Source organism: Pseudomonas sp. NPDC087814 (genome assembly GCF_044742865.1).
Taxonomy (GTDB): domain Bacteria; phylum Pseudomonadota; class Gammaproteobacteria; order Pseudomonadales; family Pseudomonadaceae; genus Aquipseudomonas.
The window spans coordinates 1-13,254 of the sequence record NZ_JBIUVK010000063.1; the positions used below are offsets into that span (position 1 = coordinate 1).

Consider the following 13,254-nt stretch of genomic DNA (forward strand, 5'->3'; position numbering starts at 1 on the left):
CCCCGTCAAACGCACCGGGAACCGTCGTTATTTTCATCGCCAGTATGTGCTGATGATCCGACAGATCCGTGCGTTGCTGTACGACCAGGGGTTCACCATCAGCGGCGCGCGCCAGCGTATGTCCGGTGATGAAGCCAAAGACGACACCACCCAATACAAGCAAATGATCCGCCAGATGATCTCCGAACTCGAAGATGTGCTGGTGGTTTTGAAGAAGTAATTCCGGCTTTTAAAATACTTCCACATTTCAAAAGCTTGCGGTATATTCCTGATCGCTTCGTTGCGAAGCGAACCCAGTAACACGCCTAGTCGGGGCGTAGCGCAGTCCGGTAGCGCACTAGCATGGGGTGCTAGGGGTCGAGTGTTCGAATCACTCCGTCCCGACCATATTTTCTGATTAGAATCAGACAGTTAAGCCGATCTAGCAAGGTCGGTTTTTTTGTGCCCCTGAATATATTAGTTTAGGGCACATATAGGGCACATCAGCGTGCTGTACCCTATGCAATGAACCAAGTCGGTATGCCCCCGTCCTAACACCTTATTAGATGCCAGCGTTTATAGGGGGGGATGCGACTACTCACGCCCTGATCATTGAATCACTCGTACAGCCAGGGCTTCAAATCATCCAAATTCTTCACCACGATCTGTTGAGCTGCCGCCTTGGGATCTAGCTTTTTTGGATCAATTTGGAAACGTTGAAGAACATATTTGACCAGCGCGCGGCGCGTCGGAATCACCAGTACCCCCTCCCTCATCCCGAAATCGACTTCGATGATCGCCTTCTGTTCCGGCTTGAGGCGTGAGTCGGGTTCGATAATCACTTCGACTTCTGTATTCCAGTCTTCATCTGCGCTAATGAGGTTTTCGGTTTTCCGTTCGAACTCTGGCAGGCCACGCAGGCGGCTGAGCACAAAGTCACGGTACTCACGATTCTTTTCGCAATACGCCCGCACATGCCAGCGCATGCCTGTGTAGACCAGGGTGTGCGGTGCGATCAGACGAGTTTCCGGGTTCGGATTGGCCAGTGAAACATATTCGACTTCAATCACTTCGCTATGGCGGCAAGCTTTCAGTAGTGGGCGCAAAATTTCGGGACGGATTGTCCGATCTGGTACTTCTAAAACCATGGTGTGCGCATAGGCCAGGGCTAACCCTTCTACATGCGGCGCGCGGGAGTGCGTCTGATTCAACAGATGCAAATAGGCGCTGGCACTGTCATCAATGAACAGCGGCTTGAAGTGTTTGCTGGGTACGTAGCCTTTCAGTTGCTTGTCATATGTAAGGTTTTTAGGCGCATGTTCAGTGATGTAGGTGTTGATGTCCTTCGAGGCCTGCTGACGGCTGATGCCAAAGCTCTGAATCAGGTGTCCCGTAGTCAGCCGGCCTTCCCACCAGACCACCGTCTCGATCAAACGATAGCGAAGTGCCAGATCCCAGCGCACTTGCTTGATATCTTGTTGGCGTTTCATAACCCCTCCATGTGCGTGAATACTTTACCTGTATAAGTCTACATTCTATACCTGTCGTAAAACACTACATATTATTGAGCTGTCTTCGAGATGATTCGAACTCACAAAAGGATGTAGACATGACAGCGTCGGATGCGATTTCGACAGGGGCTCTGCTGATGATGTTGGTGATTGCAGGGGTACTGCTGCTTCACTACCTGAAACTGCAAGACATCTGGCAATTGATCGTCGACTGCAAAAGCTCCATGCGCTGGGCGCAGATCCAGGAAGTGGAAAACAGGGAGCTGCGATCGGCCCTACGAGCGGAAAGAGCGCACGTCGAGCAACTGAAAAGAAAAGTGGTACTGCTGCAAGCACTGATTCCGGCAGCGTAAGGAAACAACATGAACAGGCTTCACCGTATCAAAGGATGTCTGCTGGGTGACGCATTGGGTGCACCTGTTGAATTCCGTAAGTGGAACACCATCCGCGCAGAATTCGGGCCGCGAGGTATCGTCGATTTCACTACAGGTTACGGGATCTCCGGGGCCATCACGGACGACACACAAATGATGCTCTTTACCGCCGAAGGCTTGCTGCGAGCTTATATTCGCGGTAGCTCTCGGGGCATGTGTCATGTTTCCGGTGTTACGAGATCGTACGGATACCTTAGTGTCGTGTTTTTTACGGATCCTATGGTGTTCGCGCTGGCGCTGCCTGCCCTTGACCGTCAAAATGTGGCTCTTGTAGCGGTCGCAGAATCAAAGTCATTTATGAGCAGTCAATCCCTAAACAGCTTCACTCGGTGCTCCCTCATCGTTCCTGAGACCCGTGTCGTCGCTGCGATGCTTTTACAGGGGGTCAGTAAGCAAGAGTGGCAAAGGCAGATAGTCGAATTGAACGTGTTGCAGAAACGGACCGCGAAGACTGCAACGACATACGCGAGCATGGCCCGATCAAGATTGGAGACGATGGATTCTGAGCTGTGGGAGCTTGTGCGAGATGGGAGCTTGCCGGTGGCGACACAAGCCGTACTTGCGGCCACCGTGAAATTTTCTCCGTTGTTTGGAGACTTTCTCCGCACCGTGGTTCGTGATCAATTTCGACGTTTCTCTACACACCTTGAACCGCGCCATTGGAATGCTTTTTTGGAGGATCGCCTCCACACGAATCTGGATGCACCCACATTCAGTGATTCGACTCGGATCAAGTTAAGGCAAAATGCCATGCGTATGCTTGCCGAGGCCGGCTTTATTGATGACACCCGTAGCCTTCGTTTGCGTAGCCAGCACATTGAGCCTGCCGTGTTCCACTTTTTACATCAGCACAACGAGCAGTACGTGCTTGATTGCCTTCAGGTATGTCCGTGAATAACCTCGATGAACGCCTCAACAAGATTTTGGACCGAGTGACTTCTGATGATTTTCTGGGTGGGGAAGGATTAGGGAATGAGGTGCCGTTTTACGCCTTCGATTACCTACCCCAGGATGAACTTAAGGTTCGTGATCACGTAGGATTTCTCTTAGGTGCTATACCCAAGCGTCGTCCTGATCTGAAGGTTGCGTACATCAATCTGTTCGAGCTTGTGCTCGATATGCTTACCAGTCGAAATTTGCTGGAAAAATCTATCGAACGGCAAGCTCAAAAAGGGGACGAGGCTTTGCAAAAAGCCCTTAAAGCGCCACTCGATGCCGGCAAGGTCGCCAAAGAGTTGGTGGGTCGCTATCCACCCAATGAGTACGGGCTGCTCATGATAACTGGTGTTGGTAGTGTCTATCCGCTTGTCCGTACCCATAATCTTCTGAACAACCTTCAGCCGTTTATGGGGCAGACCCCCTTGGTGTTGTTCTACCCAGGTCGCTACGACGGTCAGTCTCTCCAGCTGTTCTGCCAGTTAGGCGAAAAACCTTATTACCGCGCTTTCCGTCTGGTGAGCTGAAAAGGATGTCCACATTGTTAATTAAAAATTTGTTTACGCGTCCCATCAACCGTTCCATCAACGGGGTAATCAAAGCTGACCAGAACGATGCAGAGTCCGTCTGGCAGGAGCTTGATGAGTACGTTATTACCCGAGAGTTGGATCAACACCTCCGTAGCTTTTTCGAAAGCTACCTCGGAGCGTTAGATAACCCCGAAGCAGCCTCTGGACGAGTAGGTGTGTGGATATCCGGCTTCTTCGGTTCTGGTAAATCCCATTTTCTGAAAATCCTGTCCTATCTTTTGGAAAACAAACGCGTCAGCAAGGAAGGTGATACTCGCCAAGCCATTGACTTCTTTGAGCGCAAAATAGCCGACCCGATGCTCGCTGCCGATATCAAGCGGGCTATTGCGGCCGATACTGACGTGTTGTTGTTCAACATCGACAGCAAGGCTGACAGCGGCGATGGTCGTGACGCGATCCTTCGCGTATTCCTGAAAGTCTTCAACGAGCGCCTCGGCTTCTGCGGTGATCATCCGCATATCGCACATATGGAGCGTTACCTGGATGACCAGGGAAAATTTGTAGCCTTCAAGCAAGCTTTCGCCGAGGCTTCTGAATCTACCTGGGAAGATGAACGCGACGCGTACCACTTCCAGGTCGATGCACTGGCCACGGCCTTGTCACAAACATTGGGCCAGGAAATCAAGGATGCTGACGCATGGGTAGAGCGCTTTGAGAACGACTTCAACCTCAATGTCGAGAGCTTCGCCAAATGGGTGAAGGACTACCTGGACAAGCGTGGCAAAGATCAACGCATCGTGTTCCTGGTGGACGAGGTTGGCCAGTTCATTGGCCAGGACACCCATCTAATGCTTAGTCTGCAAACCATTACCGAAAACCTCGGCACTGTCTGTGGTGGTCGTGCATGGGTATTGGTGACATCACAAGAGGATATTGATGCCGTCTTGGGTGAGGTGCGCGCGTCCAAGGCCAACGACTTCTCCAAGATTCAGGGTCGTTTCAAAACGCGTTTGTCGTTGTCCAGCGGCAACGTCGATGAGGTCATCCAGCGTCGCCTACTCGACAAGGAGTCAGAGCCCAAGGATGCCTTGCGAAAGATCTATCGCGAGAAAGCCGACATTCTGCGTAACCAGTTAAGTTTTACCAACACTGGGCGTACTTATAAGGCCTTTACCGACGAAGATAACTTCGCCGCCGTTTACCCATTTGTGCCATATCAATTCCAACTGGTACAACGCATCTTTGAAAGCATTCGCAAGGCCGGTGCCACCGGCACTCACCTGGCCCGAGGCGAGCGCTCGCTGCTGGATGCCTTCCAGTCAGCGGCCAAGGCCATCAGCGAGAACACCATTGGTGTTCTGGTGCCGCTTTATCGCTTCTACCCGTCTATCGAAGGCTTCCTTGAAGGCGTGGTCAAATCGACCATCGACAATGCTGCCAGTAATCTCAGTCTGCAAGAGTTTGATACGTTAGTTTTGAAAACCCTATTCCTCATCCGATATGTCGATGAGATCAAGGGCAACGTAGATAACCTGATCACGCTGTTTATTGATGAGATCGACGCCGATCGCCATGCGCTACGCAAGCAGATCGAAGACAGCCTTCAGCGTCTGGAAAAGGAAACTCTCGTCAGTCGCAATGGTGATGATTTCTTTTTCTTGACCAATGAAGAGCGCGATATCAGCCGCGAGATCAAAGAGGTTGACCTCACCAGTGCCGACGAAGCTCGTGAACTGGGTCAATTGCTGTTTGATGAGTCCTTGCGTGGTCAGCGCAAATTCCGCTTCCCGGACAATGGCAAAGATTTTGGCCTCAACCGCCAATGCGATCTTCACCCCCTAGGTAACCGTGTCGACGGCGATCTGCTGATCTCGGTCATCAGTCCGTTGGTTGATGACCGTGAAACCTGGAGTGAACAACGTTGCATTCTGGAATCCAGTCAGGGTGAGGGCAGTGTGCTTTTGCGCCTTGACGATGAGCGCGATTTGGCGCGTGAACTGCGCTTGTACCTACAGACCGACAAGTTCATCACGCGAAAGAACGATGGGACGCTGCCGCATAACACAAAACGTATCCTTCAGGATCGTGCCGAAGAAAACCGCCAGCGCCGCCAGCGCTTGAGCGCAAGTGTGGATCGTCTGCTGCGTGAGGCAGAGGTCTATGTCGCGGGCAACAAGCTAGAAACTAAGGCCTCCAGCGCTCCAATGCTGGCGGAGGAAGCGCTTGACTACCTCGTACGTAACACCTTCAACAAGCTTGGCTATATCCAACACCTGAGCAGCGATCCGCAGAAGGAAATTCAGGCTTTGTTGGCCACGCCGCTCACTCCAGGCCTCGGTCTGGAGAGTACTGGCGAAGCCAATCCGCGTGCGCTCAAAGAAGTAAGTCAGCACATCGAGTTGCTGGCCTCGCAATCGAGGCGCATCGTTCTGCATGATCTCGCGGAAAGTCACTACGGTCGGCGTCCTTACGGTTGGCCAGAGTGGGAAACCGTTCTTCTAATTGTGCGCCTGTTGCTCAAAGGTGAAGTTAGCCTGATCGGCAACGGCGGGCCGTTGGCTCCGCAGCAAATATGGGGCGAGATTTCCACCCCTGCACGTTGGCGCACCACTGAAATCCAGAAGCGTCAGCAGGTAGGTTCTGGCGAGCTGCAAAAGGCCCGTCAGCAGTTCAAGGACGTGTTCCAGAGGATTGCTCCGGACGGTGAAGACACCCTTTACGATCAGCTGCAAAGCAGCCTGGCAAGCTGGGAGAGCGAGCTAAAGCAATGGCGTGCGTTGGCGCAAAATGGCCAGTACCCAGGCTTGGATGAGATAGATCATGGTCTCAAACTAATTGCTAGGCTGAAGGCCACACCAGACAGTTTTGACGCGATCCAACTGTTTCTAAAAGAGCGCAACCTGCTGCTCGACCTTTCCGATAGCTACGGCGATCTAGATAACTTCTACGGCAGCCAGAAAGCGGCGTGGGACAAGCTACGTTCCGCGCAGTTAGATTTTAAGCCCAACCGGCCAAAGCTGGAGAAGGACGAGAAGGCCGCCCATGCTTTGGCACGTATCGACGAAATCTTAAGTGCCGATGCTCCGTACAGTCTGATCCGCGAAGGCGAAGGGCTGATCCAGACAGTTACACAAATCAATGACATCTTCCTTCAAGAAGCTCACGAGCGAGCAGATATCTGGGTTAAAAAGTACCTAGCTAAGGTTACCGTTGAGCTTGATGCGCTATTGGCTAGTCCAGATCAACGCAACCGCAGCTTGCTGCCTTTGCAGAACCTCCGCCAGAGCATCGCCAAACAGCGAAGTTTGGCCCATGTAAGCCAGATGCAGGACGAAGCCCGAGAATTGGCTGATGCTGCCATAGATCATCTACATTTGTTGGCCGACCAGGCCGCAGCTAAAGCCAAAATGGCAGCTAGCGAACCGAAACCTCCAATATCGGGAAGCGTTACGCCAAGTTTGACCGAGGTGGAATCAGCGACTCCGGTGAGTCACACACCAGCGGCAGTGGTAGCACCGGCTGTTCCGGTCAAGAAGCGTCGGATTATAGATGCTCAACTGCTGGCTGGTTCTGGCTACATCGAGACTCAGGTCGACATCGATAACTTCCTGACTAAGTTACGTAAGGAGCTGGAGGACGCTGTGGCTGACAACCAGCGGGTGGAGATTCGCTAAGAAGTTTGGGTTCGAAGATAGGCATAGCGGTTGTGTGGAGCACACAGCCGTCATTCTTCTTAGTCGGCGCATAGGAGCAAGCGACCATGGATCTTGAGGAAATACTTGGGTCTGCCGATTGGCAGCTTATCAGGGGCGAAGTGCGTTCCACCTATACCGAGCATTTTTCTCAATACAGTTATACCAAGTATCCAGCTCAAGACTACCAACGCTTCAAGCAAACATTATCAGCGCTCAAACCTGATGCCGAACTGGATTTGGCACTGCTCTGGAAATGGGGTCACTCGGGGAAAACTAATTATCCCGGTAAACAAGGGACCTTGATCGCCGAGATATCGAAGCTTTGGGGTGAGTATCTCAATTGGGTTGACGTTCTCGCGAATGCCCCTTTGCCGAAAGGCACCTTTCAATGGTGGAGCGAACGGCTTGGGCGGCAGCGCTATATCACTTCGGCTTTTCTGACTCACCTGATTCATCCTCGTGATGTCCCGATCATTGATCAGCACAATTTCCGCGCCATGAATCATTTGCTTCGCTTAATTCAGCCGAAGAAAAAGCCTTCCAACTGGGAGGATATCACCCAACTTAAATGTTTTCTTACCGAAGCATCTACGAAGCTTCGGTATTCAGAAAGCGATTTTGACAAATATTTGATGATGTATGGCCGTGCGCTCAAGCCGCGTAAGCCAAAGCCGTCTCGCAAGGAATACGTATGAACCGCACTGCACTCAAAAAATACGCTCCCCAAGCACGTCTAGACTTTGTTGACGCGGTCACTCTGCGCGCGCGCCGATTGGGTTTAGATCCATCGTTGCCAGTGCTCGTGGAACGAACCGGGGATGTGCTACTCATAGCTGGTCAGCCGTTTTCCGCCAGCATAGCCGAGCAACGTACTGCGTTGGTTAGACGTATCCACCGTGAGGGTTTTGGTGTAGTTGTTGAGGCGCTAGCCTACACTTGGTTTAACCGCTTTGTCGCAATCCGCTTTATGGAATTGAAAGGTTATTTTAGTCACGGCTATCGTGTGCTCAGCCACCCACAGGGGCAACAGCCGGAAATCCTTGATAACGTCCAGCACCTTGAACTGCCAGGTTTGAACAAAGACGAGATAATTCGACTGAAGACCGCTGGTAATCAGGATGAAGCGCTATACCGCGAAATATTGCTCGCGCAGTGCCACGAATTGCACCGCAACATGCCATTTCTTTTTGAGGCATTGGACGACGCCACCGAGCTACTGCTCCCGGACAATCTCCTGCGTACTGATTCGCCGATTGCCCGCCTAGTTAGTGATATCGAAGAAGGCGACTGGAAAGAAGTTGAAATAATAGGCTGGCTTTATCAATTTTACATTAGTGAAAAGAAGAGTGAGGTTATGGGGAAGGTGGTTAGGAGCGAGGATATCCCTGCTGCCACCCAGCTATTCACCCCAAACTGGATTGTCCAGTACCTAGTTCAGAACAGCTTGGGGCGGCTGTGGCTGATGGCCAATCCCGGCTCTAAGCTACAAGAAAAGATGAACTTCTACATCGACTCTGTTGAACAAGCACCTGGTGTTAAAGAGCAGCTAGATGCCTTGATCAAGGTGCGTATGAATGAGGATGGCGGTATCCTAAACCCGGAGTCACTCAGAATACTCGACCCTGCCTGTGGATCCGGCCATATCCTAGTCGAAGCGTATAATTTACTACGCTCTATCTATGAAGAACGGGGTTATCGGCTACGCGATATTCCTAGGTTGATAATAAAAAACAATCTCTTCGGTCTTGACATAGATGATCGCGCGGCTCAATTGGCGGGCTTTGCTATTCTTATGAAGGCTCGTGAAGATGACCGCCGGCTGTTCGATGATGAAAGTAATCCTCCGCAGTTAAATGTTATGGCCATTCAACAAAGTGAAGATCTAGCAGATGAGGATATAGCGCAGGCTATCATGACTGCTGGAGTCCAGATCGAGGGCGGTGACGCATTTCAATCAGGACAGCTATTTGGTGGTGGCCAATTAGCAACTCAGCACAGTTCAGGGCTTTCTGTGCACGATTTACGTGAACTTATCCAGCTATTTCTTCATGGCAAGAGTTTCGGGTCGCTAATTACTGTACCATCAGCGCTTAACGCAAAGCTTGAAAAAATTATCGACTTGCTAACTACCGTGCGTAGCCTAGGAGATGATTTGTCACGTCACTATGCAAGCCAAATATTGGAGCAGTTTGCTCGTCCTGCAATGTTATTAGCTATGCATTGCGATGCAGTGATCGCGAATCCTCCATATATGGGCAGCAAGGGCATGAACAAGACAGTCAAAGAATTTGCGAGTGCTAAATTCAAAGACAGCAAGAGTGATATGTTTGCGATGTTCATCGAGCGTGGGTTTGGATGGTGCAAGCTGAGTGGATTTAATAGCATGGTAACTATGCAAGCTTGGATGTTTCAATCTTCATATCAGGATATGCGAGAGAATCTGCTCAGCAATTGTACTATCCATACTATGGCGCATTTAGGGGCTAGAGCCTTTGCTGAGATTTCGGGTGAGGTTGTGCAAACGTCAGCCTTCGTGCTGCAAAAAGGGCATGTTTCAGGTTTTAAGCCGGTATTTTTTAGATTAGTGGATGGCGTGGAAGATGAAAAGAAGTCGGCATTATTAGCGGGGGCAAATAGGCATGAAGATGTAGTGCAAGATGAATTTTCGATGATACCCGGCAGTCCTATTGCGTATTGGATCACTGATGAAGTCTTAAAGCCCTTTGCGGAGGGAGCACCGCTCGGAGAAATCGCTGCATTTCGCGCAGGCTTGTCAACGGGGGATAATGCTAGGTTTCAGCGATACTGGTATGAGGTTGATTCAGAAAATATACAATTCAATTGCTCAAGAAAGTCGGATGCAACTGGTGCTAGATGGTATCCATGTAATAGTGGGGGCTTATATCGTAAATGGTATGGCAATAATGAGTTTGTTGTTGATTGGGAGGATGATGGTGTCAGAATAAAGTCGCATAAAGGTTCGGCGGTCAGAAATTCTGATACTTTTTTTCGTAGTGGTTTAACTTATTCTAAGCTTAGTACGGGGCGTTTTGCTGCAAGATTTAAAGGTGTTGGTTTTATTTATGATGATACAGGAAGGTCTGTATTTTGTGAAAAAAAAGAAGATGTGATGGTGGTGCTGGGGTTGTTGTGTTCTGAAGTTGCGCACGCTTATTTGGCGATTATGGCTCCAACAATGAGTTTTACAAGTGCCGAATTGGCTAGAATTCCTGTTCTTGATTTTGATCGGTCATTGATAATTGGAAATGTTGAACGTCTAGTTTCAATTGCGAAGGAAGACTGGGATTCTCAGGAGTTGTCTTGGGATTTCTTGGACTTTCCATTGGTGAAATTGCCTGACGTCTGCCTCTCATCTGCGTGGGCAAGTAGAAAGACTTATTTGAGTGCAGCGGTCGAAGCAGCTAGGGAGCTGGAAGAGCAAAATAATCAACATTTTATCGATGCCTATAGCCTCCAGGGTCAACTATTGGCGGAAGTTCCCGATAGTAAAATTACATTGTATCGAGCAGATCGTGAGAAGGATATGCAGTGCCTGCTTTCCTATGTCATTGGTTGCATGATGGGACGGTATAGCCTAGACGAACCAGGTGTTATTTACGCGCGCAATAGCAGTTCCGGTTTCTTGCTTTCACGTTATAAAAAATTTCCAGCAGATACGGACGGTATTATTCCGATCACAGAAGAGCCCTGGTTTGAAGATGATGTCGCTCATCGCGTGCGTGAGTTTGTCAAAGTTGTATGGGGTGCAGATACCTTAGTAAAAAATATGGAATGGCTAGCCGATAGCTTGGGTCGCAAAGCGGGCGAATCTGCTTACGAGGCTATACGCCGCTATCTCTCCACAAGTTTTTACAAAGATCACCTGCAAACATACAAGAAGCGACCAATTTACTGGTTGTTCTCCAGTGGTAAGCAAAAGGCCTTCGAGTGCCTGGTTTACCTGCATCGCTACAACGAGGGCACGCTCTCGCGCATGCGCATGGAGTATGTCGTTCCCCTGCAAAGCCGTATGCAGGCCCGTATCGACAAGCTTGCTGACGACATCAACAGTGCCATCGGCAGTGCCCAGCAGAAAGCCCTGCAAAAGCGCAAAGACAAACTCACCAAACAACTCGAAGAACTCCGCCGCTTCGACGAAACCTTGCGTCCTTATGCAGACCAACGGATCGTCCTCAACCTAGATGACGGCGTTAAGGTCAACTACGGGAAATTTGGTGATTTGTTGGCCGAAGTGAAAGCAATTACGGGTGGCAAGGAAGACTGATTGATTGGCGGCTCACTGATGTGGGCCGCGTTATCTCGATAAGGAAATATAAGTGCAAACAGGCAAATCCACTGTCAAAGATATTTTCGACGGCACTCGTATCTTCAGTGTTCCCACTTACCAGCGTGCCTATTCCTGGGAGCGTGAAGACAATCTTGAAGACTTTTTCAATGATCTATGTAGTCAGCATCCGGACAGACCTTATTTCCTCGGTTCCTTTCTCTTCCATTTGAACGGTAACAAGAGCGAGTTTGCGCTTGTGGATATCGTCGATGGACAGCAACGGCTGACGACATTGGTCATCTTTATGCACGTATTGCTTGGGCGGCTGGTTTCTCAGGGTTCTACGTTAGTATCTGAGCGTACACGTCGAATTTTTGTGAGAGATGGTGATGTCTTCAAGCTTGAGTCGGCGAATGAAGGTAATGCCTTCCTACATGATCTGGTGTTGGGTGACCGTCCGCCTGCAACCGAAGACGTAACACTAAGAACCCATTCGCAACGGCTTTTGTTAGACGCACGGCATTATTTTGAGGAGCAGCTGGGTCGCCATGATCTGGCCATGCTTGAGCGAGTTTATACGACCGCCATCAATGCTGATGTGTTGCTCTATGTGGTGGACAAGATCAGTACGGCTACCCAGATATTTGAGTTGTTGAATGATAGGGGGCGGCGATTGACGGATCTGGAGTCGATCAAAAGCTTCCTGATGTATAACGCTGGAATTGTTTACGATCATCCCGAGCAAGTGATAGGAAAAATCCAAGAAGACTTTGCTGAAGTTTATCGCTTGATTGAGTCGCACAGCATTAATGATCGAGATGTGCTGCGTTATCACACACTTGCGTTTGAGACGTATCCGAGCGATTACACTGATAAACCGAAGGCCTACATCAAGGAGAAAATACTCGGATTGGTGAGTGATGCAGAGCGGCAGGAGGAGGCGAGAGAGCAGATTAGAGACTATCCAGCTCGCCTGAAAAAAAGCTTTCAATTATTTGCTCAGATCCGAGATCGCCGATTCGTTGATCCGGAATTGGCGAAAACTTTTATGATCGGCCGTGTTGCTCCCTTTTATCCAGCATTGATGAAGGTGCATAGTGAAAGGCCATCTGATTTTCCGCGCTTGGTTAAAGCCATTAATGCCTTTACCTTCCGTTCCTCTTTAGCGCGACTACGCAGCAACGGTGAAAGCTATCAGTTTACTTCTATGCGCAACGATAAAGATGTAATTGAGGTGATCGAGAGCTTTGTCTTGGAGAATTGGTGGAACATTAATGGGCGGGCTCGCGAAGCCTTCGATTATAATAATTATTATGATTGGCTTGAAAAAAACGTAGTCCGCTACATTCTTTTTTCTTACGAGAATAGTCTTCGTCGTCGTAAGGGCTTTCCATTGTTGTCGAGCAGAGACTACGCTTCGAAGGATGCGCGTGAAAAGCTCAGTATTGAGCATATTACTGCGAAGAAAGCATTGTCTGTTGAGTTTGATGATGAGTTTAGAGAAAACTACCTGAACAATCTTGGTAACTTAGTGATTGATCATGCGGCCTCTAACTCCAGCAAGGGTAGAAAGGGCGGTGATGAGAAGGCTGTTCATTATAATTTGGCACCTTTGATGTCCCAAAATGAAATAAATGAGGCTGGTTGCGATTGGAATGATCTTGAATCAATAAAGAGATTCATTCATCGCCGCGAGGAAAAGTTAAAGTCGGAAGTTTCGCTTGAGTTCAAAATTTGAATCACCGCGAGAGCGATAGTGATTTTCGCATCATTTGATAGTCTTCGGACAGGGTGCGTAGCCGTGGTTTGGATTAGGCCCCATAGGGGCACACCACCGACATCCGACTGGCTGAACTCGGCTGACTGGTTTAAAATCTAGCT

Annotated in this window: 9 protein-coding genes and 1 tRNA gene; 9 read left to right on the plus strand and 1 reads right to left on the minus strand. The window is 49.7% G+C overall.

All coding sequences use genetic code 11. The features are described 5' to 3' along the window. Both ACIOMR_RS28085 and ACIOMR_RS28090 read left to right on the plus strand, forming a co-directional pair. Positions 1 to 220: MerR family transcriptional regulator (locus tag ACIOMR_RS28085; protein ID WP_401197615.1), on the plus strand; the 220-nt coding region annotated here is incomplete at its 5' end. A 90-nt stretch (positions 221 to 310) separates the two neighbouring features. Beyond that, positions 311 to 387: transfer RNA gene (locus ACIOMR_RS28090), tRNA-Pro, on the plus strand. Between the two features lie 209 nt (positions 388 to 596). Here ACIOMR_RS28090 and ACIOMR_RS28095 read toward each other — a convergent pair. Further along, the gene (locus tag ACIOMR_RS28095) at positions 597 to 1,469 is read right to left on the minus strand and encodes a helix-turn-helix transcriptional regulator (RefSeq protein ID WP_401197618.1); all 873 of its coding nucleotides are present in this window, start codon (positions 1,467 to 1,469) and stop codon (positions 597 to 599) included. 119 nt (positions 1,470 to 1,588) lie between these two features. Here ACIOMR_RS28095 and ACIOMR_RS28100 point away from each other — a divergent pair, with 119 nt between their 5' ends. The 7 genes from ACIOMR_RS28100 (at position 1,589) to ACIOMR_RS28130 (ending at position 13,111) form a co-directional block, all read left to right on the plus strand. After that, on the plus strand, positions 1,589 to 1,843 hold the full coding sequence (locus ACIOMR_RS28100) for a hypothetical protein (protein ID WP_401197621.1): 255 nt from the start codon (positions 1,589 to 1,591) through the stop codon (positions 1,841 to 1,843). A 9-nt stretch (positions 1,844 to 1,852) separates the two neighbouring features. Next, positions 1,853 to 2,818: a BrxA family protein gene (locus ACIOMR_RS28105; protein ID WP_401197624.1), complete on the plus strand. Its 966-nt coding sequence runs from the start codon at positions 1,853 to 1,855 to the stop codon at positions 2,816 to 2,818. Next, a complete protein-coding gene (locus ACIOMR_RS28110; RefSeq protein WP_223018983.1) occupies positions 2,809 to 3,387 on the plus strand; it encodes a DUF1788 domain-containing protein in 579 nt (192 codons plus the stop codon). Before ACIOMR_RS28105 ends, ACIOMR_RS28110 begins: the two co-directional genes overlap by 10 nt. 5 nt (positions 3,388 to 3,392) lie before the next feature. Further along, positions 3,393 to 7,064: a BREX system P-loop protein BrxC gene (gene brxC / locus ACIOMR_RS28115; RefSeq protein ID WP_401197627.1), complete on the plus strand. Its 3,672-nt coding sequence runs from the start codon at positions 3,393 to 3,395 to the stop codon at positions 7,062 to 7,064. Between the two features lie 86 nt (positions 7,065 to 7,150). Further along, positions 7,151 to 7,780: a hypothetical protein gene (locus ACIOMR_RS28120; protein WP_401197629.1), complete on the plus strand. Its 630-nt coding sequence runs from the start codon at positions 7,151 to 7,153 to the stop codon at positions 7,778 to 7,780. Further along, positions 7,777 to 11,370: a BREX-1 system adenine-specific DNA-methyltransferase PglX gene (pglX, locus tag ACIOMR_RS28125; protein ID WP_401197632.1), complete on the plus strand. Its 3,594-nt coding sequence runs from the start codon at positions 7,777 to 7,779 to the stop codon at positions 11,368 to 11,370. Before ACIOMR_RS28120 ends, pglX begins: the two co-directional genes overlap by 4 nt. A gap of 52 nt (positions 11,371 to 11,422) precedes the next feature. Further along, the gene (locus ACIOMR_RS28130) at positions 11,423 to 13,111 is read left to right on the plus strand and encodes a DUF262 domain-containing protein (RefSeq protein ID WP_401197635.1); all 1,689 of its coding nucleotides are present in this window, start codon (positions 11,423 to 11,425) and stop codon (positions 13,109 to 13,111) included. Positions 13,112 to 13,254 lie beyond the last annotated feature (143 nt).